19 protein-coding genes and 4 pseudogenes are annotated in these 22,521 nt (G+C 60.4%); 9 read left to right on the forward strand and 14 right to left on the reverse strand.

The window, feature by feature from the left end; genetic code table 11:
- Window positions 1-47: 47 nt before the first annotated feature.
- From QMK58_RS18905 to feaR, 4 genes are all read right to left on the reverse strand, one after another.
- Window positions 48-1,538, reverse strand: a complete 1,491-nt coding sequence (locus QMK58_RS18905) for an aldehyde dehydrogenase family protein (protein ID WP_320395261.1) — start codon at window positions 1,536-1,538, stop codon at window positions 48-50.
- 153 nt (window positions 1,539-1,691) lie between these two features.
- A complete protein-coding gene (locus QMK58_RS18910) occupies window positions 1,692-2,081 on the reverse strand; it encodes a c-type cytochrome (RefSeq protein WP_053164178.1) in 390 nt (129 codons plus the stop codon).
- Between the two features lie 218 nt (window positions 2,082-2,299).
- Window positions 2,300-2,551, reverse strand: a complete 252-nt coding sequence (locus tag QMK58_RS18915) for a hypothetical protein (RefSeq protein ID WP_053164472.1) — start codon at window positions 2,549-2,551, stop codon at window positions 2,300-2,302.
- A 504-nt stretch (window positions 2,552-3,055) separates the two neighbouring features.
- Window positions 3,056-3,964, reverse strand: coding sequence for a transcriptional regulator FeaR (gene feaR, locus QMK58_RS18920; protein WP_053164180.1), 909 nt, complete (start codon window positions 3,962-3,964; stop codon window positions 3,056-3,058).
- A 281-nt stretch (window positions 3,965-4,245) separates the two neighbouring features.
- On the opposite strand from feaR, the gene QMK58_RS18925 reads away from it, so the two are divergent.
- The 7 genes and pseudogenes from QMK58_RS18925 to phnE all read left to right on the forward strand — a co-directional run bounded on the left by QMK58_RS18925 (window position 4,246) and on the right by phnE (window position 11,299).
- Window positions 4,246-5,568, forward strand: coding sequence for a hypothetical protein (locus tag QMK58_RS18925; protein WP_053164182.1), 1,323 nt, complete (start codon window positions 4,246-4,248; stop codon window positions 5,566-5,568).
- Between the two features lie 273 nt (window positions 5,569-5,841).
- Window positions 5,842-6,891 (forward strand): annotated as a pseudogene (locus QMK58_RS29010) (HAMP domain-containing protein); the annotation flags it as partial.
- 261 nt (window positions 6,892-7,152) lie between these two features.
- Window positions 7,153-7,749: pseudogene (locus tag QMK58_RS29015) on the forward strand (methyl-accepting chemotaxis protein); the annotation flags it as partial.
- Between the two features lie 319 nt (window positions 7,750-8,068).
- On the forward strand, window positions 8,069-8,920 hold the full coding sequence (locus QMK58_RS18935) for a putative selenate ABC transporter substrate-binding protein (RefSeq protein WP_320395263.1): 852 nt from the start codon (window positions 8,069-8,071) through the stop codon (window positions 8,918-8,920).
- A complete protein-coding gene (locus QMK58_RS18940; RefSeq protein ID WP_053164187.1) occupies window positions 8,917-9,714 on the forward strand; it encodes a phosphonate ABC transporter ATP-binding protein in 798 nt (265 codons plus the stop codon). Before QMK58_RS18935 ends, QMK58_RS18940 begins: the two co-directional genes overlap by 4 nt.
- Window positions 9,708-10,535 (forward strand): PhnE/PtxC family ABC transporter permease, encoded by an 828-nt coding sequence (locus QMK58_RS18945; protein ID WP_053164190.1) that lies wholly within the window; start codon window positions 9,708-9,710, stop codon window positions 10,533-10,535. Before QMK58_RS18940 ends, QMK58_RS18945 begins: the two co-directional genes overlap by 7 nt.
- A complete protein-coding gene (phnE, locus tag QMK58_RS18950) occupies window positions 10,532-11,299 on the forward strand; it encodes a phosphonate ABC transporter, permease protein PhnE (protein ID WP_053164192.1) in 768 nt (255 codons plus the stop codon). The genes QMK58_RS18945 and phnE overlap by 4 nt, the downstream gene beginning before the upstream one ends.
- 129 nt (window positions 11,300-11,428) lie before the next feature.
- Here the strand turns inward: phnE and QMK58_RS18955 are convergent, their stop codons facing one another.
- The 3 genes from QMK58_RS18955 to QMK58_RS18965 all read right to left on the reverse strand — a co-directional run bounded on the left by QMK58_RS18955 (window position 11,429) and on the right by QMK58_RS18965 (window position 12,957).
- On the reverse strand, window positions 11,429-11,974 hold the full coding sequence (locus QMK58_RS18955) for a YdeI/OmpD-associated family protein (protein WP_320396549.1): 546 nt from the start codon (window positions 11,972-11,974) through the stop codon (window positions 11,429-11,431).
- A gap of 109 nt (window positions 11,975-12,083) precedes the next feature.
- Window positions 12,084-12,329 carry a hypothetical protein gene (locus QMK58_RS18960; protein WP_053164196.1) on the reverse strand — a complete coding sequence of 82 codons (246 nt, stop codon included), beginning with the start codon at window positions 12,327-12,329 and terminating at the stop codon, window positions 12,084-12,086.
- A gap of 163 nt (window positions 12,330-12,492) precedes the next feature.
- Window positions 12,493-12,957 carry a hypothetical protein gene (locus QMK58_RS18965; protein ID WP_053164198.1) on the reverse strand — a complete coding sequence of 155 codons (465 nt, stop codon included), beginning with the start codon at window positions 12,955-12,957 and terminating at the stop codon, window positions 12,493-12,495.
- Window positions 12,958-13,533: 576 nt separating this feature from the next.
- Here QMK58_RS18965 and QMK58_RS18970 point away from each other — a divergent pair.
- Window positions 13,534-13,892: pseudogene (locus QMK58_RS18970) on the forward strand (DUF6124 family protein).
- A 66-nt stretch (window positions 13,893-13,958) separates the two neighbouring features.
- Here the strand turns inward: QMK58_RS18970 and QMK58_RS18975 are convergent.
- Entirely contained in the window at window positions 13,959-14,975 is a 1,017-nt protein-coding gene (locus QMK58_RS18975) for a succinylglutamate desuccinylase/aspartoacylase family protein (protein ID WP_053164200.1), read from the reverse strand.
- A 175-nt stretch (window positions 14,976-15,150) separates the two neighbouring features.
- On the opposite strand from QMK58_RS18975, the pseudogene QMK58_RS18980 reads away from it, so the two are divergent.
- Window positions 15,151-15,630: pseudogene (locus tag QMK58_RS18980) on the forward strand (TetR family transcriptional regulator C-terminal domain-containing protein); the annotation flags it as partial.
- On the opposite strand, the gene QMK58_RS18985 reads toward QMK58_RS18980, so the two are convergent.
- The 6 genes from QMK58_RS18985 to QMK58_RS19010 form a co-directional block, all read right to left on the reverse strand.
- Window positions 15,586-16,590 carry a DMT family transporter gene (locus QMK58_RS18985; protein WP_053164202.1) on the reverse strand — a complete coding sequence of 335 codons (1,005 nt, stop codon included), beginning with the start codon at window positions 16,588-16,590 and terminating at the stop codon, window positions 15,586-15,588. The pseudogene QMK58_RS18980 and the gene QMK58_RS18985 sit on opposite strands and share 45 nt — an antisense overlap.
- Window positions 16,590-17,288 carry an ABC transporter permease gene (locus tag QMK58_RS18990; protein WP_053164203.1) on the reverse strand — a complete coding sequence of 233 codons (699 nt, stop codon included), beginning with the start codon at window positions 17,286-17,288 and terminating at the stop codon, window positions 16,590-16,592. The genes QMK58_RS18985 and QMK58_RS18990 overlap by 1 nt, the downstream gene beginning before the upstream one ends.
- Before the next feature lie 18 nt (window positions 17,289-17,306).
- Window positions 17,307-18,020, reverse strand: coding sequence for an ABC transporter permease (locus QMK58_RS18995; protein ID WP_053164205.1), 714 nt, complete (start codon window positions 18,018-18,020; stop codon window positions 17,307-17,309).
- Window positions 18,021-18,148: 128 nt separating this feature from the next.
- Window positions 18,149-18,931, reverse strand: a complete 783-nt coding sequence (locus tag QMK58_RS19000) for a transporter substrate-binding domain-containing protein (RefSeq protein ID WP_053164206.1) — start codon at window positions 18,929-18,931, stop codon at window positions 18,149-18,151.
- Between the two features lie 27 nt (window positions 18,932-18,958).
- The gene (locus tag QMK58_RS19005; RefSeq protein ID WP_053164209.1) at window positions 18,959-20,962 is read right to left on the reverse strand and encodes an aminotransferase class I/II-fold pyridoxal phosphate-dependent enzyme; all 2,004 of its coding nucleotides are present in this window, start codon (window positions 20,960-20,962) and stop codon (window positions 18,959-18,961) included.
- Between the two features lie 156 nt (window positions 20,963-21,118).
- The gene (locus QMK58_RS19010) at window positions 21,119-22,510 is read right to left on the reverse strand and encodes an MFS transporter (protein WP_053164211.1); all 1,392 of its coding nucleotides are present in this window, start codon (window positions 22,508-22,510) and stop codon (window positions 21,119-21,121) included.
- Window positions 22,511-22,521 lie beyond the last annotated feature (11 nt).

Below are 22,521 nucleotides of genomic sequence, written 5' to 3' on the forward strand. Positions count from 1 at the left end.
ATCAAGAGATCGCAGCCTCGTTACACTCGACAGCACCTACAGGCTCATCAATGCGCGATGCACACCGATTTAAGCTCGGTATAAGCCTCGATCACCGCACGACCGAACTCGCGGCCCATGCCCGATTGCTTGACGCCGCCGAATGGCATGGCCGGGTCGAGCAGTACGTGGGCGTTGACCCACACCGTACCGGCTTCAATGCGCGGCACCAGGTTCATGGCTTTGCCCAGGTCGTTGGTCCACAGGCTGGCGGCCAGGCCGTAGCGGTTGTCGTTGGCCAGTTCGATGACGGCGTCTTCATCGTCAAATGGCATCACACCCAACACCGGACCGAACACTTCTTCACGGGCCACGGCCATGCTGTGGTCGATGTCAGCCAGAATGGTCGGCTGCACAAAGAAGCCATCGCCTTCCAGCAACTCGCCACCGGTCACGACGCGCGCACCTTCCTGACGGGCCAGTTCGATGTGCTTGAGCACGCTTTGTTGTTGCTTGCGCGACACCAGCGGGTTGATCGCGGCTTCGCAGTTCATGCCGTCGCCGATCGGCATCGACGAAACAGCCGCCGCCAGGGCTTCAACGAATTGGTCGTGGATCGAGCGGTGCACGTAGAAACGCGAGGCTGCCGCGCACACCTGGCCGTTGTTCAGCAGACCGCCAAGGATCGCGCCTTGTACGGCTTTTTCGATGTCGGCATCGGCGAGCACGATCATCGGGTTCTTGCCGCCCAGTTCCAGGGAGAAACGTGTCATGTTCGCCATGCACGCCACGCCGACGCTTTTGCCTACAGCCGTGGAGCCGGTGAAGGAGACTTTGCTCACCAGCGGGTGCGCTGTCAGCACGCCACCGACCGAAGCACCGCCACCGGTGACGACGTTGAACACGCCAGCCGGAATGCCGGCTTCCAGAGCCAGTTCGGCCAGGCGCATGGCGGTCAGCGGGGTTTCCATTGCGGGTTTGATGATCACGGTGCAACCGGTGGCCAGCGCCGGCATGAGTTTCCACGCGGCGATCAGCAGCGGGAAGTTCCACGGCACGATGCCGACCACCACACCCACTGGCTCACGCTTGGTGAACGCGGTGAACTTGGCACCCGGTGGCAGCGGGATCGACACGTCGAAGGTCTGGCCTTCGATCTTGGTCGCCCAACCGGACATGTAGCGCATGAATTCCACGGTGGCGTTCAGGTCCAGCGCACGGGCCATGTTGATTGACTTGCCCTGGCTCAGGGTTTCCAGCTGGGCCAGTTCTTCGGCGTGCTCTTCGACCAGACGGGTGAAGTTCAGCAGGATGCGCTCACGGTCGGCCGGGCGCAGGCTCGACCACACACCGGATTTGAAAGCCTTGTGCGACGACTGCACGGCGCGCTCGACGATGTCCAGCGGCGCATCGAGGGTTTCGCACAGGGTTTTCCCGGTGGCCGGGTTGACCACGGCGATACGGTCGCCTTCGGCAAGTACCCATTGCCCGTCGATGAAGCAGCCATGCTCGCGTTCGAGGAATGCAACAACCTGCGGCAGAATTTCAACGTTGCTCATGAATCACCTTTCGTTCAATTGTAGGAGCCGGCTTGCCGGCGAAAGCGTTTTGGCTGACGGTGCAAGACTCAAGGCCGCCTTCGCTACGATGCGGCGACCCGACAAGCCAGCTCCTACAGGGGGTGGTTGGTTGTCAGTCGGTAATCCGCCTGATCAGTGTTGTTCTTTGAGGAAGCACACGACCGCCTGGCGATCGTCGGCGGATGCCAGGCCCATGTACGGCATATAGGTGCCGGGCACGAAGGCCTGGGGTTGGGTGATCAGTTGCGCAATGTTCTCGGCCTGCCAGCTGATGTCTTTGTCACGCATGGCCTGGGAGTAGCTGAAGCCTTCCAGCGAGCCCGACTTGCGCCCGTAAACACCCGACAGGTTCGGCCCCATCATGCCCATCGTGCCCTTGCTCACCGCGTGGCAGACGCCGCATTCATTAGCGAACACTTCAGCGCCACGGCGCGTGTCCGGCACACACTCGGCAGCAACGACCGCTTGAGCCAGGGTGAAGGACAGCAAACCAACCAAAGACAAACGCAACGAGGTGAACATAGGAAACGACCTTGAAAATCCACGCACCCGTCAGCAGACGAGCGCCAACACTAAAAATGCCGAGGCAACGGTGCTTCGACAGGTTGGTAGGGATTGTCGGTGGTCGCCGACACGCAGGTTTTGCCCTGCGTGCCAGTTGTGTTGGCGGTTGTGCCAGATTGCGGCCGCCCTGCCGGACGGTGACCTTTAATGGACCTAGCGCAAGGCCGCGGTTGTCCTCAGTATGTTAGTTCCAGAATGTCGTAGTCCGCTTCTGGCTTTAAGCCATGTTCTGACAACACCTCATCAAGTTCATCCGCCGGCATATTTTTATAGCGATTCAACTTGGCCAGTGCTCCCAGCAATGGAGGCGACCGATTTATCGACCTGCCACCCTTAGAAGTTTCTGAAGTACCAGAATCAAAATCAAGTATTTCGTAGCCAGGCATATTTAACATTAGGAAGTCCCTTTGCAGGGTCGGGTAGAGCATCCAGGCCGCCCCCTCCCCGATCTGCAATTCCGCTTTGCGCTTTTGAGAGTGCGGCTATGCTCAGTAATGAGCCATGTTCAAACTCATCGTCAAAACAAGGAACACTTCGAAAATATTCGCATTTCATTATTGAGTACTCGCCGATTAGAGGAAGCACCACTCGAATCAAGTGACACGCCTACATCTAATGACTTCAGAAGAAGTGTGCAAGAGAAGATTTTTTTGCGCGTAGGCACTTTCACTCAACAATAAAAGACACCTCCCACAAGATTTCAGGAAAGACACTTTGTCCAACAACACAAACTTAAAACAGCATCAGCGATGTTTTTTTCAAGACATTGAAAACAGGCGTCAAAGTTGACTACCCACTGAAACACAGCGAACGGTGCTGACCGTCATCCATCTGTAGGACGAAGCAGGAAACGTCCGATTTTTCAGAGAATTTATTTTTTGTGCTCTTTCATCTTTTTTTGCCATTGCTTTGAAAAAGCCTGACCGGATAAGTCAGCTCGCATACCGCTTGCGATACTCACCCGGCGAAACGCCAAACCGCGCCTTGAATGCCGTGGAGAAATAGCTCGAATCGTTGAAGCCCCATTCATAGCCCAGCGCACACAGCTTGCCCTCGCCCCAGGCATGGCGCAGTTGTTCGGCACAGAGGTCGAGGCGCCGGTTTTTCACGTATTGCGCGACCACCAGGCCGTGTCGGGAAAACAACCGGTACAAGCCGCGCACCGAGACGCCAATCCGGGTCGCCAGCCATTCCGGGCACAGTGCTTCGTCAGCGATATGCTCATCAATAAAGCGCAAGGCCTTGCGGAAAGTGCGTGCCTGCGGGGAGTCATCCGCGTCGCTCGCACCCATCGCCGGGCGCAGCAGGCTGATCACGGCGTCCAGCGTCGCTTCGCTTTCGGCGTGGCTGAGGCCCTGTTCCGTGGAACCGAGAATCAGGCGCTTGGCCAGCCCCGCCATAGGCGTCGAGGCCGGTATGCGCTGCGCCGGTTTGACCGTGGTGAAGCGCAGCTGCTGCTCCACTCGCTCGCGGGGCAGGATCAAGGACAACTGACGGGCGTTGTTGCGGTACACAAAGTTGCTCGGGCGCGTGGAATCGATCAGCGTGATATCCCCCGGCATCAGGGTGATGCAACTGCCCTGCTGCTCCATCACGGCCTCTCCGGCCAGCTGAAACGCCGCGTAATAATGCGCGCCCTCGCCCTGATCGATCTCATGCTGCGTGCGGAACAGACAGGCCTGGGACACGTCGACGAAACTCATCTTCAGTTCACCGCTGCGGTACTCATCGATGGAGCCGGCGAACTGCCCGCCCAACAGATTCGCACCGAAACGCCCGCAGACCTGATTGACCTTGTCGAGCCACTGATCAAAGCGCTCGTCCTGTTGTGCATTGCTCATCACAGCCTCATCCATCGCATTATTCGCTGCGAGGCGCCCTGCACTTTTCGTTCCCGCCCTGCGCCGCCAACAAACTTCACGACCGCCAGGCAAAAGCGTGCGCGATAACGGCGCAATGCTCCAACCAGCGCACCAAAACCTGACGGCATGGCAACACGCCATGCAATCTGGCATGCACAACCAACTAATTGGCAAACAGGGAAAAGGACAAATAAAAGTCGCGCCGTAGTATCCGGACAGACCGCAAACCTGCGCTCAAGAACAAGAACGGATGTCACACCATGCTCAAGTCCCCCTTGCTTCGTCTCTCGACGCTCGCGCTGATGATCAGTGCCGGTAATGCCGGTGCCTATGAACTCTACGCCGATGACGCCAGCCACCTGAACGCTACCCTGGAAGCCGTGTTCGGCATTTTCCACAGCCAGGAAAACTACGCCCTGTCCGGTCGCCTGGAAGAAGGCAACTCGTCGTGGCGCGAGGGCTACATCAAATACGGCTTGAGCTTCGATCAAGGCCTGGGCGGGATGGGTACCGCATACGGCGCGGGGAACATGCTCAGTTCCGGCACCTGGGGCGACGGCGACGCCGCAGGATTCAGCGATGGTTCGGAACGCACCACCAAGTTCGAAGACGCCTACCTCGGCTGGCGCTCGGCCGATCTGATCGGCGCGCTGGGCAGTGATGGCATCGACGTGTCTTTCGGTCGTCAGAACATCGTGGTCGGCGACGGTTTCCTGATCGACGGCGACGCACTGAACCTGGGTAAAGGCCTGGCCGACGGCGAATTCAACCGTGGCGGCGCCTACTACCTGGCGGCACGCAAGGCATTCGACGAGACGGCCGTGCTGCGTATCGGCGGCAAGGAAGGCTGGCGCAGTGACCTGATGTGGCTCAAGTCCAACAACCGCGGCCAGGCGATGACCGAAATGTACGTCGGCACCCTGGAGCACGTGGCCGAAGCCGGTACGGTTGGCCTGACCTACGTCGACACCACCGATGTCGACGAACAATACGCCTCGCCGATCCAGCTCGAACGCGACGGCATGAAAACCTACAGCCTGCGGGCGGCGGGCAACGCCGGAGTCAAAGACCTGTTCCTGTCCGGTGAATACGCCAAGCAGGACAAACCTCACACGTCCAGCGAAGACGCCTGGTACCTGGAAGCGGGTTGGACCTTCTCCGATGCGGTCTGGACACCTAGCGCCAGCTACCGCTACAGCCGTTTCTCGGAAGGCTACGACACCCTGTTCTACGGTTTCAGCCGTGGCTACGGCACCTGGTTCCAGGGCGAAGTGGCGGGCAACTACGCCGGGCCGTTCAACAGCAACTCGCGCATCCAGAACGTCACGCTGAAAGTCGCGCCGCTGGAAAACCTGAGCGTTGGCGCGATGTACTTCAACTTCGACACCATCGACCGCAACCTCGGCAACACCGATGGCCACGAAGTCGACCTGTACGCCGAATGGCATGTCAACGACCACCTGACCGTAATGCCGCTGGTGGGTATCTACCAAGCAGACAAGAGCGCTGAAAACGGTGGTACCCAACTGGGTAACAACGACCAGAACGTCTACGCCCAAGTGGTGTTCGCCACCGGTTTCTAATCTCGGCCGTGGGCAGTGGACCTGCCATTGCCCACGTGGAAAAAGGTATTTCCAATGCACAAAACATTCCTGACGATCCAGAGCAAGATCGCCCTGCTCGCCGGTCTCTGCCTGCTGTTGGTCGTGGGCTTGTTGATGGGATTGTCGCTTTATCAAACCCACCAGAGCAGCCAGCAAGTGGCCGAGGCCAGCAGCGACATGCTCGCCAGCGCCGCCAAGGAACACATGCAAGCCCTCGGTACGGTCCAGGCCATGCAAGTGCAGCGCACTTTCATGCAGACCCACGAATACGGCCAGGGTTTATCGCGTTATTTGCTCTACCTGCGACAACTGCAACACCAGGGCAATCTGACCCGCCAACAACTGCGCCAGGAGCTGAGCACCCAGCTTCATCAGGCACTCATCGACAAGCCCGACCTGCTCGGGCTTTATGTCATTTTCGAACCCGATGGACTGGATGGCGCCGACGCCGGTTTCGTCGGTCAGGCCGCGTTGGGCAGCAACGAAACCGGGCGCTTCGCCCTGTATTGGGTGCAAAGCAAGCCCGGTGAACTGCAAGCGGTCATCGGCGATGAAGGCCTGCTCGCCAACACCGAACCGGGGCCGAGCGGCGCGCCGTACAACGCTTTCTACACCTGTGCCCGCGACACCCGTCAGGCCTGTGTGCTGGAGCCGTATTTCGACGAGGCATCGGGCAGTCGCAAACTGGTGACCAGCGTTGCCTTCCCGCTGCTGGAAAACGGCAAAGTCATCGCCGTCGTCGGTCTCGACATCAACCTCGCTGCCTTGCAACAAAACAGTGAAGCCAGCGCCCACGAACTGTTTGATGGCAATGGCCAGATCAGCATCGTCAGCCCGCGCGGTGTGATTTCTGCCAATAGCCAGGACGTTAGTCGCCTCGGTCAGCCGATGGACAATGCCGAGGTGTTGGACAGCTTGCGACAAGGGCAACCGAAGGTGTTTGTCGACGCGCAGCAGATCAAGGTCCTTGAACCACTGGCGCCGATTGCCGGGGCTGCGCCGTGGGGCGTTTTGGTGGGTGTACCGCAGAGCGTGTTGCTGGCACCGGTCACCACGCTGCAAAAAGAACTCGACGCTCAAGGCGTGCAAAGCACCGCACTGGAACTGCTGCTCGGTGGCGGCTCTGCCCTGCTCGGCCTGCTGTTGATCTGGTACACAGCGCTGCGCATCACCCGGCCGCTGCAAGTGCTGACCCGGGTCATGGAAGACATTTCCCTTGGTGAAGGCGACCTGACTCGTCGCCTGCAAGTGCAATCGCGGGATGAAATCGGCCAACTGGCGACTGCCTTCAACCGCTTTGTCGAGCGCATTCACCACTCGATGCGCGAAGTGGCCTGCGCGGCAGTGGGCGTCAATGAAGGCGCCCGGCGCGTGCTGGTGGCGTCGAACTCGTCCCTGAGCAATTTCGACGATCAATCCACCCGCACCAACAGCGTGGCGGCGGCCATCAACCAACTGGGTGCAGCCGCCCAGGAGATCGCCCATAACGCCTCCGATGCTTCGCAACAGGCATCCTCCGCGCGCCAACAAGCCGAAGATGGACGCCAGGTGGTCGAGCGCACGATCGAAGTAATGAATGAGCTGTCCGGCAAAATCCGTGCGTCGTGCGCCAACATCGAAGTGCTCAACGACAAGACCGTGAACATCGGGCAGATCCTCGAAGTGATCAAGGGCATTTCCCAGCAAACCAACCTGCTGGCGCTCAACGCCGCGATTGAAGCGGCGCGGGCCGGTGAAGCGGGCCGTGGTTTTGCGGTGGTGGCGGACGAAGTGCGCAGTCTGGCCGGACGCACCCAGACCTCGGCGCTGGAAATCCAGCAGATGATCGAAGAGCTGCAAGTGGGCGCACGGGATTCGGTCGCCACCATGACCGAAAGCCAACAGCACAGCGAAGAAAGCGTGACCATCGCCAACCTCGCCGGCACCTGCCTGGGCAGCGTGACCCAACGCATCGGCGAGATCGACAACGTCAACCAGTCGGTCGCGGCGGCTACCGAGGAACAGACAGCAGTGGTCGAGGCGTTGAATGTCGACATCACCCGGATCAACACCCTGAACCTGCAAGGGGTGGAGAATCTGCAATCGACATTACGCGCTTGCACCGAGCTGGAGCAGCAGGCCGGGCGGTTGAATCAGTTGGTGGGGAGTTTTCGGATCTGAGATCCGGGTGGCCTGACCGGCGCCGTTATCGCGCGCAGGCTCGCTCCTGCAGTGGATTTTTAGCGCACACATTACGCGTGTTCATTGAAAATCCCTGTGGGAGTGCCGGTCTGCAAGCTGACAGTCGCAAGCGCCACTGCGTCATCACGAGCGAACGCCCTCCCTCCGATTTTACGCGCTGACTGCAGGCCGAAGGCTGGTCAACCCCGCAAGAGTCCCTATAATCGCGGCGTTTTCGTCTAACCTCACGGAGCGTCGTGTCGCAATCAGCTTGTGCGGGGCGCATCGACATTTTTCCGCTATTGAACCGGAGAACTTCATGCTCAAACGTACCCTGGCATTGGCCGTCGGCCTGACCTTGTCCCTTTCCTCCTTGTTGGCGCAGGCTGCCGACACCCTGAAAGTCAGCGCCATTCCTGACGAAGCCCCCACCGAACTGCAGCGCAAATTCAAGCCGCTGGGCGAATACCTGGAGAAGCAGCTGGACATGAAGGTCGAGTTCGTCCCGGTATCCGACTACCCCGCCGTGGTCGAAGCGTTGGCCACCGACCGCATCGACATGGCCTGGCTGGGCGGCTTCACCTTCGTGCAGGCGCGACTGAAAACCGGCAACGCCATTCCCCTGGTTCAGCGTGAACAAGATGCCCAGTTCACCAGCAAATTCATCACCGCCGACCCGAACGTCAAATCCCTGGCCGACTTGAAGGGCAAGTCCTTCGCCTTCGGTTCGGTATCCTCCACCTCGGGCAGCCTGATGCCGCGTTACTTCATGCTCAAGGATGGCATCAAGCCGGAAACCTGGTTCAGCCGCGTGGGTTACTCGGGCGCCCATGACGCCACGGTCGCCTGGGTCCAGGCCGGCAAAGTGGACGCCGGCGTACTCAATGCCAGCGTCTGGGAAAAACTGGTCAAGGCCGGCAAGGTCGACACCGACAAGGTCAAGGTCTTCGCCACCACGCCGGCCTACTTCGACTACAACTGGACGGTACGCGGTACGCTCGACCCGGCCCTTGCCGACAAGATCAAAAAGGCTTTCCTGGCGCTGGACCCGGCCAATCCGGAGCAAAAAGCGATTCTGGATTTGCAGGCCACCAGCCGTTTCATCGAGACCAGCCCTGAGAACTACAAGGGCATCGAGGAAGCCGCACGCGCCGCCGACCTGCTGAAATGACCTTGCATCTGACTCAGGTCAGCCTCACGCACGCCAATGGCGTGCGTGCGCTGGACACTATCGATTTGCACATCGGTGCCGGTGAGCAAGTGGCGATTATCGGCCCGTCCGGTGCGGGCAAGTCGAGCCTGCTCAACCTGTTGGCCACCGCCCTGCGCCCGAGCAGTGGCGCGATCGAGGTGCTCGACGCGCAAGCCTGGCAGCTCAGCGCCCACCAGCGTCAGCGCTTGCGCGCGAGGATCGGCCTGGTGCATCAATCGCCACCCCTGCCTCCGCGCCAACGCGTGATCACCGCCGTGCTGGCCGGCAAACTGGGTCAGTGGGGTTTTGCCAAAAGCCTGCTGAATCTGGTGCATCCGCTGGACATTCCCGGTGCGCGGGCGGCGCTCGCCCGGCTGGACCTGGGTGACAAACTGTTCGCCCAGTGCCAGCAACTGTCCGGCGGCCAACTGCAACGTGTGGGCATTGCCCGGGTGCTGTATCAGGCGCCCGAAGTGCTACTGGCCGATGAACCGGTCTCGGCAATGGACCCTGTTTTGGCCGCACACACGCTGTCGACGCTCTGTCGCCATGCAAAAGAGCACCGTGTGACGCTGGTCGCCAGCCTGCATGCGGTGGATCTGGCCCTGTCGCACTTCTCACGGATCATCGGCTTGCGCGACGGTCAGGTCTTTTTCGATCTGCCCGCCAGCGACGTCGATCACGATCTGCTCGACGGGCTCTACGCCAACGAACAACTGCAATCCCCGCCCGTTCCCGTGGCGCCTTTGAGTGTGCAGATTCCCCGATGCTGAAGCGTGATACGCGGGACCCGTCCGCCCTGCCTCGGTTGCTGCTCAGCCTGTTGGCGATTGCGCTGCTGTGGCCGGGCATCCGTTTCAGTGAGCTGGACCCGGGCGTACTGTTCATGGCTGACAGCCAGAGTGAGATGGGCCGTTTTGTTGCAGCCTTCTGGCCCCCCGCCCATGGTGAAGAGTTCCTCCAATTGCTGTGGCAAGCCACCTTGCAGACACTGGCCATTGCCACCGCCGGCATGGCCCTGGCCTTGCTGTTGGCCGTACCTGCGAGCCTGCTGGCGAGTCGGGCGCTGTCGCTGTCGGCGGCTTCGCGCAGCGGACGCCCGAGCCTGCTCGGTCGATTGCTGCGCTGGCCGGTACGCGGGCTGTTGATCTTCCTGCGCAGCGTGCCGGAAATCGTCTGGGCGCTGCTGTTCGTCCGTGCTGTGGGCCTTGGACCCACGGCCGGGGTGCTGGCCATCGCCATCACTTACAGCGGCATGCTCGGCAAGGTCTACGCGGAAATTTTCGAGTCGGTCGACCAGCGCCCCGCCCATGCCTTGCTGCAAGCAGGCAGCAGTCGCTTGGCCGCCTTCTGCTACGGCATCCTGCCCAATGTGGCGGCGGAGCTGCTGTCCTACACGGTGTACCGCTGGGAATGCGCGATCCGCGCCTCGGTGGTGATGGGATTCGTCGGCGCAGGCGGCCTGGGCCAGCAAATCGATCTGTCGTTGCGCATGTTCGCCGGTGGTGAAGTGGCGAGCATGCTGCTGACGTTCTTTGTCCTGGTGTTGTTCGCCGATCAGATCAGCCGCCTGCTGCGTTGGAGGTTCGCATGAATCGCCTGATCAACCTGATGCTGATCGCGCTGATCGTCGCCGCGGCCATCGCCTCGTTCAGCTACCTGGGTCTGGATCTGGGAGAACTGGCGGGCAGCGGCAACCTCAACCACATGGGCGCTTACGTGCTGCGCTTTCTCAGCCCGGACCTGAGCGCCGGTCACTTGCAAGCCATCGTTCGTGGTGCTGTGGAAACCCTTGCCATGTCCGCCTTGGGCACCTTGCTGGCGGCGGTGTTCGGGCTGGTATTGGCCCTGCCCGCGGCCGGGCGTTTCGGCTGGCCGTTGCAGAGCGCGTCGCGCCTTGTGCTCAATGCCCTGCGCGCCATTCCTGAACTGGTGTGGGCCGCGTTGATGGTGTTGGCGGCCGGTCTCGGCCCGAACGCCGGCACGTTGGCATTGGCCATGCACACCACCGGCGTACTCGGTCGCCTGTTCGCCGAAGCGCTGGAAAACACCCCGCCGGAACCGGCCGAAGCGATTCGTTTGCAGGGCGGTAACATCGTCTCGGCGTTCTGCTACGGCACCCTGCCCAACCTGTTCCCCCAGTTGCTGGCGTACATTCTGTACCGTTGGGAAAACAACATCCGCATGGCCAGCGTGCTTGGCTTCGTTGGTGCCGGCGGCTTGGGGCAGATGCTCTATGTCAGCCTCAGCCTGTTCCAGGAAGCCCAGGCCAGCACGGTGATTCTGGCCATGTTGCTGTTGGTGTTTGCGGTCGACGGCCTGAGCAGCTGGAGTCGCCAGCGCTGGGTCAAGGCGTGATGGGGAATTGCACAGGCTTGTTCGACTGATCAGTCAGCAAGGCACGTTTTCATCCCCTGGTTTTAAAAGGTGAAGCTTCACTCGATAACAGGCGAAGTCTCGACCGAACCCTCCAACGGAGTGTTCCAATTAGTCATTTTCTGCCTCGGGCGCTCGGAAGGCCTTGCTGTAGTAGCCGGACTGGTCGAAACAGCAAACGTGCTTCTTGCCGGATGCAAGCATGTCGCAGGCATCACCAATTCGTTTTGCGCGGGTCTTGAGTTGTTTGGCTGAAGTAATCCAGTGTATCCAGTCTACTCGTGCGATGGTCGTTGTATTGTTCCAAACCTTGCGAGCCTCAGGAGTGGCTGCCAGTGCTTCCTGAAAATCTTGTGGGATATCCGGTTCCGGTTCCTTCTTCACAGGGGTCAGCTCCAGCGTAACGATATCCCCAACGGCCGCGCCTGCAGCCTCGAGTAACTCTCTACTGACGTGCAGCCAATGGCTCAGTTGACCATCCGGCTCAAGGGTTGCCTGGAAAGGGTGCCCATTGATTGTGCCTTCAACTGTCGTCCTTCCTCGCCTCGGTAGCGGTTCACTCGCGTCTCTTGGCAATACTGCGAACGCCCACGACGTATCATCGCCAGGCTTTGCCGGACGAAGAAGCTTTGTTTCGAATCGGGATTTCGCATCAATTGTTTACATGGCTACTCCTCCAACTAATACGCCTGATTACTCTCTGGCGACAGCGAAGGCAACACCGCTTGAGGAAACCAGGGCGTAATGCCCTGGCAGATAGCTGACGTCACTTTTTCTTTTTCGCGGGCTTTTCAGCCTTGTCTGATTTCTTGGCCTTTTCTGGCTTGCTATCAGCTTTTTTTGCAGCTTTCTTTGGTTCGGCAACTTTTTTCTTGTCTTTCTTATCGGAAGATTTCGAAAGAGCCGACGCCGCCGATTTCTTTGCCGGTGATGACTTTTTGTCTTTCAATTCCTTGCTGGCTTTTGAAGACTCCCCTTTGCTTTTCTTCTCGTCTTTAGCCACGTTGACCACCTCTCGGAGTGTGCCGGGATAGGCACATTGCCTGTGGGATTACCCACACGCTAATCATTAGGCGAGCGCGGCTGACGGCGGTTCAAATTCTTTTGATGCGTCGAGACACGCCAAAAACCCTTCCTGCGTGTCGGCACAGGAAGGGCCCTTTCGTTTTGGCGGATCAGTCTTTTGCCTTGCTCAGTTCGGTATACAGCTCGGTCGGCACTTTCTTGCCGTTGGCGGTGAACTGGTTGGTGCGGAACGTGTACACCTCACCCTCGGACAGGAAGCCATCGCTATTGGCATCGATCGCCTTGAATTCCTCGGTGCCCTTCGGTGCCACCGCCAGCAGTTCCTTCAACGAAACCCGACCATCATGATCCGCGTCCGTCCGTGCAAAGGAAGCATCGCCACACTTGCCTTCACCGCACTTGCCCTCGGCCTGGGTCTTCTGGGCGCTGGCATCGCTGGCACCGCACTTGCCTTCGCCACACTTGCCTTCGCTGGTCTTCTCTGCCGAAGCCAGTTGATAGCCCTGAGGCAGGGCTTCGGCGGAAAACGCGGACGACGCAAAGTTGATACCGCCGACCAGTGCAACAGCGATCAGGCCAATACGGGTTTTATTCGGGGACTGGATACGAGACATGTTGATACTCCGGATCTTTTGCGTGGCTGGACCGTCATGGGTCGTGCCACAAGGGTTGATAACCTGGTGGCGAGGTGCGAAGTGCATCTCGCTTTGGCAGGTCTATTTGGCCCCAGCGGTGTATCCGGGCTGTATCCGTGCAGGACTGGTTTTGTAAGGTTGTTTAAAGATTTCAGGCCTTGATACACAGTGATACGCGGAAGACGGTATTCCCGCAGGCGTTTGCTCAAACGTTTGTAGGGCATTTCCTGAAGGCTTCGACACCTTGCGTCGTTGCCTACAGTTACGCCAGAATCCGCCGGCTTGTGCGCCTGGGGGCCCGTCGGTAACTTGATTCGCGTCACTGCCCATCAGTGATCGGGTTTCGCAGCCGGGGTAATCTCTAGACTCACAACGTCTTCCGTCCGAGGACAGATCCTTCATCAGGTCTGTATCTCATGTCATGGCGGCTGTGCGTGGGAGACCTTCGGGTCTGCCGGGTTCCTGGAGTCCTGGTCTGCGAACCCGCGTACAGCTGCCACCTTATTTTCGTTTCGCAGCGAAGGGTGGTAGCTCCATGCTCCAGGAGTTTTCACCGTGTTCAAGGTCACCCCCAACCCACCGGACGCCGATCCGATCTCCCCATACGAACCCGATTCAACCCGGCTCAACGACGCCGCCGAACGTGCCCTCGACTTTCACTTCCCCTCGACGGCCGATATCAAGGCCACACCGCGTACGCCCAGCACTCTGTTTGCCGTGGCACCCGAGATCGATACTGAAACCATGAGGGGTATCTGGTCGAGACCCTGGCTTCGGTCGATGTGATGGTGCATCAGTTGGTGGATCATCTGGACGGCGGATCGCGCAATGCCCTGCTGGGGATTTCCAACAGCGTGATGCTGGCGGAGATCACGGCGAACCGGGTACTGGACCAGATCGATCTCCGCCAATAATGCGCTTGCCTGTGGCGAGGGAGCTGCTCCCTCTCTACAAACGTCATCTTTTGCCAGGCTGAGGCTTTAGTTCGGATCCAGCAGCCCGCCACTCCAGTTGCGCGACACCCGGCTGCCGGTAAATTTCGCCACGCCCATGCCCTGTGAGATTAGCCGGTCGCGATAGCGCGTCACCAGGCGCCCCGCCTGTTCGGCGTGCAGCACCACTTCGGAAGAGGGATCACCCGGCCGCCCGAGAATCCGCGCAAAGCGCTGGCCTTCCTCGACGAAGTCACCCAACTCCGTTTCGAAGATCAGCACGCCCGGTTGAGGCGCGAGGATGGTTTCCATGTGGCCCATGTCTACCGCCTCGACAGGCCAGTCTGCTGATACGCCGTTCTCATCAATGACGCCAAAACCGCACAGCCAGTTGTACACCCCTTCGGCATCCGATTCGGCAAAACGGTCACAGACGTCGCCCTGCCCGCGCAGCTCCAGCGTCGCGGCCATGCGACCGTCAGTGGCGCCTTCGCGCAACCACGGGGCAATGATGGTTTCTTCGAACGAACCATCGCCGCCGTCGTCCCAGATGATCGCCACGTCCATCTTCATCGCCGCTGCCAGGTCACGGCCCCGGGGCCAAAAGCTGCGGTGCACGTACAGGTATGGCAGGGCTTCGTCATCGGTATGCAAGTCGAGCATCACGTCCGCCGTGGCCGCCAGTTGCACCAGACTTTTCTGCCATTGCTGGACGTTGGTTGAAGGGCGCTCCATCGCCGCCGACAAGTCGAATGCGCGGTTGAAGTTTTGCCCGGTGGCGTCATGGTAACGGCCAAGAATCCGCCCTTGGCGAAACTGCCCGATGCCCAGCGGGTTGGCCTGCGGCACAACGGTGATGCACCCCTTGAGCCGCCCCTGAGACTCGGCGACCTGCAGGCGTTGCATCAGCAAATGCAGGACCAGCATCCCGGCAATTTCGTCGGCGTGCACCCCGGCCTGCAAGTGCACCGACGGCCCGCTGCCGTCGCCTTCGTAACGCCAGGCACCGACCCGCACTGCCTCCCCGTTGTTGTTGCGAACATTGAACGAAACATCCTGCGCCATTGGCTTGTCCTCCCGTCATGTCTGTTTGAATCGCTGTATCGCCCTTGCCGAACTGGAGATTGAACGCACGTTCAACTAAGCTCGCCAACGTGGAATCGAATCCAGGAAAAACCGTGTGACTACCCATGCCCCCCCGAACCGCCGCACCGCCCCCGATGACCGCCGCGAAAGGCTGGTGGCCGCAACGCTGCGCTGCCTGGGGCGCGACGGTCACGCCGGCATTTCCGTGCGGCGCATCGCCACCGAGGCCGGGGTGTCGGTCGGTTTGCTCAACCATCATTTCGGCAGTATCGAAGCGCTGATTGCCGATACGTACCAGCGGCTCGCCAGCGAACTGACCAGCGCACTGCTCCAGGAAATCGCCCAGGCCGAAACACCTGCGCAGAAGATCGATGCGTTCCTCGTCGGCTCGTTTTCCCCCCGAGTCATGGACCCGCAACTGCTCGGCGTGTGGGTGGTGTTCTGGAGCCTGATCCGGCACTCCGAACACGTCAGCCAATCCCATGAAAAAACCTACCGCGCCTACATCGATCTGCTCAGTCAATTGCTCGATGAACTGGCCGCCAGCGAAGGCTTCGTGATCCACGACACCCGCCTGGCGGCCATCGGTCTATCGGCGATGCTCGACGGTCTCTGGCTCGAGTGGTGCCTCAACCCCGAGACCTTCAGCGCCGCCAACGGCCTCCACATCTGCCGATGCTGGATAAAGGGGCTGCGACACGGAGCATTCAGCGCCGACGACGTCTTGTGAGGCGTGCCGGCCGAAGATCATCGCCAGCGTGCCGCTGACCGCGATCAACCCGGCGCCGATCATCAGCGACATGTCCATCAGCGTGCCCCAGATCAGGCTCGACAGCGCAAACGCCCAGATCAGCCCGGTGTATTCAAAAGGTGCAAGCAAGGTCGCGGTGGCCCGGCGAAAACTGGCGAACAGCAAGAACTGGCCGATACCGCCCACCAGACCTGCGCTGAGCATGCCCAGCCACGCCGGGGTCGGTGATGGCGTGTAGGTCAACGGCAAGGCGACCACCATGCAAATCACGAACACCACGTTGGTGATGAGCATCTGTTCCAGCACCGAGGTCTGGTCATCCACCTGCCGCAACTGGATATAGGTGAACGCCCAGCACATCGCCGCCAGCAGCGTCAGGACGATGGGCAACGGGTCGATCATGTTGTCGGGACGACAGGCAATGACCACGCCGACAAAACCGATGATCAGGCTGAACCACTGCCAGCCGCTGGCGCGTTCCTTGAGAATCACCGCTGCCAGCACCGTGACCATGATCGGTGCGGAAAAGTACAAGGTGGTCATCTCGGCCAGGGTCAGGTCCCGTGCCGCCGTGTAGTACAGCACCCACGCGACAATCGACAGCAGCCCACGCACCACCAGCAAACGCCGACTCGGCGAGTGCCAGGCCCGCTGGACCAGGCGCAGGCGCCCCACCAGCAGCACCGCCGCGACCACCACCAGACTGCGCCAGAACAGAATGGTCACCACCGAGTAATCGGCCACCAGCCACTTGATCACCGCATCCTGCAATGCCAGGAACGCATAGCCCAGGGTGCACAGGCCAATGCCTTGCAGCGAACGGTCAACCACTGGCGAACTCATCAGGTGGACCTGCGCACGGGCGTCCCGCGCCGTTCGGCAAAGGCAAACAGCGCCTCGATCAGGAATGTCAGGCAAACGTACACGCCGGCCACCAACAGTAGCGGTTCATAGACTTGCAGGGTCTGGGCACGAACCACGTTGGCGGCGCCGAGCAAGTCGATCACCGCGATGGTCGAGGCCAGTGCGGTGGACTTGAGCAGCATCACGGTTTCCCCGGCCAGGGTCGGCAACAACAGGCGCATCGCCCGGGGCAAACGCACCCGCAGCAAGGATTGGCGCGCGGTCATGCCAAAGGCCGAGGCCGCTTCCATTTCACCTTTGGGCACCGCCAGCAGGCCGCCGCGAATCACTTCGCCGACATAGGCACCCACCGACACCACCAGGGCAAACACGATGTACCAGTAACCGTCCCGCAGGTACGGCCACAGAAAGCTGCCGCGAATCAGCGGGAACTGGGCGAACAGACTGCCCAGCCCGTAGTAGAAAATATAGATCTGGATCAGCAACGGCGTGCCGCGCGTCACACTGGTGTAGAACAGGCTGACCTTGGCGATGACTTTGTTTTTCGAGATCCGCGCCAGCGCCACCAGCACCGCCAGGGCAAATCCGAACACACTGGAAATCAACAGAATGGCGATGGTGGTTTGCAACCCTCGGCCCAATAACGCCCCGTATTCAACTATCCACGCTGGAATCATTTCATTCTCTCTGCCGGTTCAGTCAACAAGAGGCATCCAGCGACGAATACGTCGCTCAAGCCGTCCCGACAGATAGTTCGACACCAGCGTCACCGCGTAATACAAAGCCGCGGCCGTGAGGTAGAACAACAGGTAATGACGCGTCGAGCCCGCGGCCTGCTTGGCCGTGTACAACAACTCGTTGGTGCCGACCACGCTGATCAGCGCGCTGTCCTTGATCAGGTTGATCCACAGGTTGGCCATCCCGGCCATCGCATACGGCGCCATGATTGGCAGCGTGACGCGGCGGAACAGGCCGAAACCGCTCAGGCCGAACGCCTTGGCCGCTTCGATCTGGCCGAAGGGAATCGCCTGGATCGCCGCACGAAAAATCTCCGAAGCGTAGGCGCCTTGCACCAGCCCCAGCACCACGATCGCCGCCAACGGACCGCTGACGTTGACCACGCCGTAACCGAGATGAGTCATCAACGAATTGAGGAGCATGGAGCCCACGTAGTACAGCAACAGGATCAGCAACAACTCCGGTACCGCCCGGAACAACGTGGTGTAACCGCGCATCAAGGCCGCAATCGGTTTCGGCGCGCCAAGTTTGAGGCAAGCCACCACCAACCCGATGGCCAGACCGAGCACAAAGGCCCCGGCGGAAATCTGCAGGGTCATCCAGAGCCCCTTCAACAGCGCACCGCCCCACCCTTGCTCGGTGAAATTGATCAGATCGAACATTGCTGGCATTTCAACCCCCAGTAACGACCATAAAGACACTGCCCAACCCTTGTAGGAGCTGGCTTGCCAGCGAAGCTTTTGACGGCCTCAAGGGCCCCTTCGCCGGCAAGACGGCTCCTACAGAATCTGTGTGCTGGTCAGAACGCAGGCTTCACGCTGGTACCGAAGTAGCTCTGCGACAGCTCGTCATAGTCTTTGCTCGCCAGCAGTTCCTGGATCGCCTTGTCGAGCTTGGCCTTGAGCTCGGCATCGTCCTTGCGCATACCGGCGCCGACGCCTTTGCCGAAGATCGGGTCGTAGGGCACCGAGCTGAGGTAAGCCAGGTCCTTGGCGTCCGGGGTTTTGACGAACGCGGCCATGGCCGTGCCATCCGCCATCATCAGGTCGATGCGCCCGGCGATCAGGTCGGCGTTGGCCGAATCCTGGGTATCGTAGTATTTAACGTCGGCGATTTTTTCGTAGTAGGTCTTGAGGTAACTGGCGCTCACGGTAGAGTTCTGCACGCCAATGATCTTGCCCTTGAGGTCATCCGGGTATTTCTTGACTGAAGCGTCCTTCGGCCCGACAACGGCTATCACCGAGTCGTAATACGCCTTGCTGAAGGCGATCTGTTTTTCGCGCTCTTCAGTCACCGACATCGAAGAGAAAATCACGTCGATCTTCTTCGCCAGCAGCGACGGAATGATCCCGTCCCACGCCACTTCCCTGATCTCGCACTCGGCTTTCATTTCGCTGCACAGCTTGTGAATCAGATCGACTTCAAAACCTTTCCATTCGCCATTGGCCTGCTTTTCGGTGTACGGCGGATAGGGTTCCGCGGCCACTGCGAACCTGATCGGCTGCGCCTGTGCCGCGCTCATCCCGGCCAGCATGATGCAGGCCGCACCGCTCAACCAGTTTGCAAAACGTCGATTTCCCATGTTGTTTTCCCGTCTTTTTATGATGAGTTAGCGAGTCTGATGAGCGTTGACGAATTGTCGGCAACGCTCGCTGCGTGGGTGTACGAACACGTCGTCCGGCGAACCGGTTTCCTCGATCAGCCCTTGATGCAGGAAGGCGACTTTGGAAGAGACATCGCGTGCAAAAGCCATTTCATGAGTCACCAGGATCATGGTCCGGCCTTCTTCGGCGAGGGAGCGGATCACCCGCAGCACTTCACCGACCAGTTCCGGGTCGAGTGCCGAGGTGGGTTCATCGAACAGCATGACCTTGGGCCGCATGGCCAAAGCCCGGGCAATGGCCACCCGTTGTTGCTGTCCCCCGGAGAGAAACGCCGGGTACTCGTTGCGCTTGGCCGCAAGACCCACGCGTTCGAGCAGGGCTTCGGCCCGTTCAGTGGCCTCCGCACGGCTTTCACGCAGGACCTGGGTCGGCGCTTCGATGAGGTTTTCCAGCACCGTGCGATGGGGCCAGAGGTTGAAGTTCTGGAACACCATGCCCAGGCTGGAACGGATGCGCACCAGTTGTTTGGCGTCTGATACCAGCGGTGCGCCGGGACGATTCTGGTTCAGGTGAATGCTTTCGCCATCGACCAGGATGCGTCCCTGGTCCGGCACCTCAAGCATGTTGATGCAGCGCAGCAAGGTGCTTTTACCCGAGCCGCTGGCGCCGATCAGGGAGATCACCTCCCCCTCGCAAGCGGTCAGGGAAACGCCTTTGAGCACCTCGATATTGCCGAAGCGTTTGTGCAGGCGATCGACTTCGATCATGGTTTTGGCCGCGGTCGGTTCGACGGTCGTGGTGCACGTTACGGTACGGGTCACCGGCCGTGGCGCTTCTGCGTTCAACACCAGCACAAAGTCGCGAATGCGCTGGCAGGCCTGGGCCAGCCGTTCTTCTCCAAGGGTGAACGACAACCGTACAAAACCTTGGGCCGGTTCGCCGAATGCCGCTGCATCCAGCACCGACACACCGGCTTCGCGCAGCAGACGCCAGGCGAATTCCAGCGACGTCAGTCCAGTGCCGCGCACGTCGACCAGGACGAACATGCCGGCATCGGGATTGAGCACGCCAATGCCCGGGCAATCCGCCAGTCCTGACACCACCAGATCGCGACGGCGGCGGTAGATCTCACGCATGCCATGGGTCACTTCGTCGTGGGACTGCACGGCCTTGAGCGCCGCCTCCATGACAAACCCCGGCAGGCCGTAAAGCATGCTCAACACCAGGGTTTCGACGTGATTGACCAACGCTTCATCGGCCACGATCCAGCCGATCCGCCAACCGGTCATCGCATGGGATTTGGACAGGCTGCCGATCACCACGCAGCGCTCGGCCATGCCGGGCAACGCTGCGAGACTCAAATGAGTGCGCTCATAGGCAAGGCTCTCGTAGACCTCGTCCACCACCACCCACAGGTCATGGGCGATGGCGAGGTCGGCGATGGCTTGCAACTCCTCGCGGTTGAGCACTACGCCCGTAGGGTTGTTCGGGTTGGAGAAGAAAATCGCCCGGGTTCGCGGGGTAATCGCCTTCGCCAGCACCGCGGCATCGAGGCGGAAACCGGCGTCCGCGGCACAGGGCACGCGCACCAGCGTGGCACCGGACGCCTTGAGCGTGGCTTCGTAGGTGACGTACATCGGGTCGAGCGCTATTACCTCGTCGCCCGCGCTGAGCAGGCACATCGAGGCGGCGAACAGCGCATTTTGCGCCCCTGCCGCGACAATCACGTTGGCCGCTTGCAGTTCACGGTCGATCACATCGCTGTAGCGGGCGGCGATGGCCTCACGCAGGGCCTGGCGACCGGCGATTTCGGTGTAGTGGGTGTCACCTTCGCGCAGCGCATGGATCGCGGCATCGGTGATGAAATCGGGGGTGGGGAAATCCGGGTCGCCGACACTGAGGATGATCACATCCTCGCCATTGCGCTGGGCGGCATTGGCCGCGTAGTGGATATCCCAGGCGGCAACGCCTTGGCCACTGATCCGCTCAACAAAGGGTGAAAACCGCATGCCAGTGCCTCGTTCGAATTGAAGAAACGCAAGCCCGCAACCAGCCGGGGAAAGGTGAACCCAACATAGTCCAGACTGAACACTCGTTCAACAGAAAACTGACAAGGCTTCGCGTTCAGCGCAAACAGGTCGTTTTCACGACAGTCGCGCCGTTTTTCAGCACGAGGGGGCGGCGACTCGGGAACGGCGCTGGCTGAGGATGCCAATGATCAGCGCCGCGCCAATCAGCCCGGCGGCGACCATGAATGTGAGGCGCATTCCCGGCACGATGGCTGCGGGCCCGGCCTGCAAGATGTCGCTACTGGCCGAGCCGAAAGCGAATATCGCGCCCATCACCGAAGCGCCTGTGATCAATCCGAGGTTGCGTGACAGGCCGAGCAATCCGGAAACGACACCACGTTGGCGGGCTGTCACGTCCGCCATGACGGCCGTATTGTTGGCCGTCTGGAACAGGGCATAACCGGCGGTCATCACAGCCAGCGGCAGGATGTACCCGAGCACTCCGAACCCGGTCGGCATGGCAGGCAGCAGGCATGCGCCGATCAACATCGCAATCAATCCGAGCGTACTGGAGCGATACGCACCCAATCGATCGACCCAGCGTCCTGCCGCAATCGCGGCCAGTGCCGCAACCAGCGGCCCCGTGGACATCACCAATCCGGCGCTCGCTGCATCCAGCGCCAGCGCCCCCGTCAGATAAAACGGCCCGACGACCAGGGTGGCCATGACCACTGTCGTCACCAGTGCGTTCATGGCGAAACCTGCACTCAAGGGCGGATGGCACAACATCGACAATCGAAGCAGCGGCGACTCGGCTGCCTGCTCGACGTAGACAAACCCGCACAACCCGATCACTGCCGCCAGCAACAAAGCCGCATTCAACGAACCAAAGCTGCCACGCCCGAGGGTCATCGCCAGGGTATAGGACAGCAGCGTCAGCCCCAGCACCACCGTGCCCAGGACATCGACATCCGCCCTCTTCTCATGGCGATCATTGGGTAAAAAATGCTGCGCCAGCCCAATCGCCAAAATACCCAACGGCACATTGATCAGAAAAATTGCCGGCCATCCCAGACTGGCAATCAAAAAACCGCCGAGGGTCGGTCCGAGCGACGTGCCAATCGCCGACATCGTGCCGAGCGCGCCCATCGCGCTGCCCATCCGGGCCTTCGGCACCGCCTCACCCACCAGCGCCATGGTCAACGCCATCATGATCGCTGCGCCTGTGCCTTGCAGGGTTCGGGCTGCGATCAGCAGCCAGAGATCGGGTGCCAGTGCGCACAGGATCGAGGCCAGCGTAAACAACGACATCCCTATCAATAACAGGCGCCGACGGCCAAAGACGTCGCCCAACCGCCCAGCGCCAACGATCAGGGCGGTGATGGCCAGCAGATAGGCGAGCACCACCCACTGCACTTGCTGGAAGGATGCGCCAAACGCTTGGGCCAGTGTCGGCAAACCAACGTTCGCAATGCTGGTGCCGAGGGACGACAGCAACATGGATAACGAAAGGCTGATCAATGCTCCACGTTCAGATCGGGATTTCATGCTCGGGTCAC

It is taken from the genome of Pseudomonas sp. P8_241 (genome assembly GCF_034008315.1).
Lineage (GTDB): Bacteria > Pseudomonadota > Gammaproteobacteria > Pseudomonadales > Pseudomonadaceae > Aquipseudomonas.

Excerpts from the sequence above, each read along its gene's own strand:
- QMK58_RS18905 (WP_320395261.1), bottom strand. The coding sequence starts at position 1,538 with ATGAGCAACGTTGAAATTCTGCCGCAGGTTGTTGCATTCCTCGAACGC.
- QMK58_RS18910 (WP_053164178.1), bottom strand. The coding sequence starts at position 2,081 with ATGTTCACCTCGTTGCGTTTGTCTTTGGTTGGTTTGCTGTCCTTCACC.
- QMK58_RS18915 (WP_053164472.1), bottom strand. The coding sequence starts at position 2,551 with ATGCTCTACCCGACCCTGCAAAGGGACTTCCTAATGTTAAATATGCCT.
- feaR (WP_053164180.1), bottom strand. The coding sequence starts at position 3,964 with ATGAGCAATGCACAACAGGACGAGCGCTTTGATCAGTGGCTCGACAAG.
- QMK58_RS18925 (WP_053164182.1), top strand. The coding sequence starts at position 4,246 with ATGCTCAAGTCCCCCTTGCTTCGTCTCTCGACGCTCGCGCTGATGATC.
- QMK58_RS18935 (WP_320395263.1), top strand. The coding sequence starts at position 8,069 with ATGCTCAAACGTACCCTGGCATTGGCCGTCGGCCTGACCTTGTCCCTT.
- QMK58_RS18940 (WP_053164187.1), top strand. The coding sequence starts at position 8,917 with ATGACCTTGCATCTGACTCAGGTCAGCCTCACGCACGCCAATGGCGTG.
- QMK58_RS18945 (WP_053164190.1), top strand. The coding sequence starts at position 9,708 with ATGCTGAAGCGTGATACGCGGGACCCGTCCGCCCTGCCTCGGTTGCTG.
- phnE (WP_053164192.1), top strand. The coding sequence starts at position 10,532 with ATGAATCGCCTGATCAACCTGATGCTGATCGCGCTGATCGTCGCCGCG.
- QMK58_RS18965 (WP_053164198.1), bottom strand. The coding sequence starts at position 12,957 with ATGTCTCGTATCCAGTCCCCGAATAAAACCCGTATTGGCCTGATCGCT.
- QMK58_RS18975 (WP_053164200.1), bottom strand. The coding sequence starts at position 14,975 with ATGGCGCAGGATGTTTCGTTCAATGTTCGCAACAACAACGGGGAGGCA.
- QMK58_RS18985 (WP_053164202.1), bottom strand. The coding sequence starts at position 16,590 with ATGAGTTCGCCAGTGGTTGACCGTTCGCTGCAAGGCATTGGCCTGTGC.
- QMK58_RS18990 (WP_053164203.1), bottom strand. The coding sequence starts at position 17,288 with ATGATTCCAGCGTGGATAGTTGAATACGGGGCGTTATTGGGCCGAGGG.
- QMK58_RS18995 (WP_053164205.1), bottom strand. The coding sequence starts at position 18,020 with ATGCCAGCAATGTTCGATCTGATCAATTTCACCGAGCAAGGGTGGGGC.
- QMK58_RS19000 (WP_053164206.1), bottom strand. The coding sequence starts at position 18,931 with ATGGGAAATCGACGTTTTGCAAACTGGTTGAGCGGTGCGGCCTGCATC.
- QMK58_RS19005 (WP_053164209.1), bottom strand. The coding sequence starts at position 20,962 with ATGCGGTTTTCACCCTTTGTTGAGCGGATCAGTGGCCAAGGCGTTGCC.
- QMK58_RS19010 (WP_053164211.1), bottom strand. The coding sequence starts at position 22,510 with ATGAAATCCCGATCTGAACGTGGAGCATTGATCAGCCTTTCGTTATCC.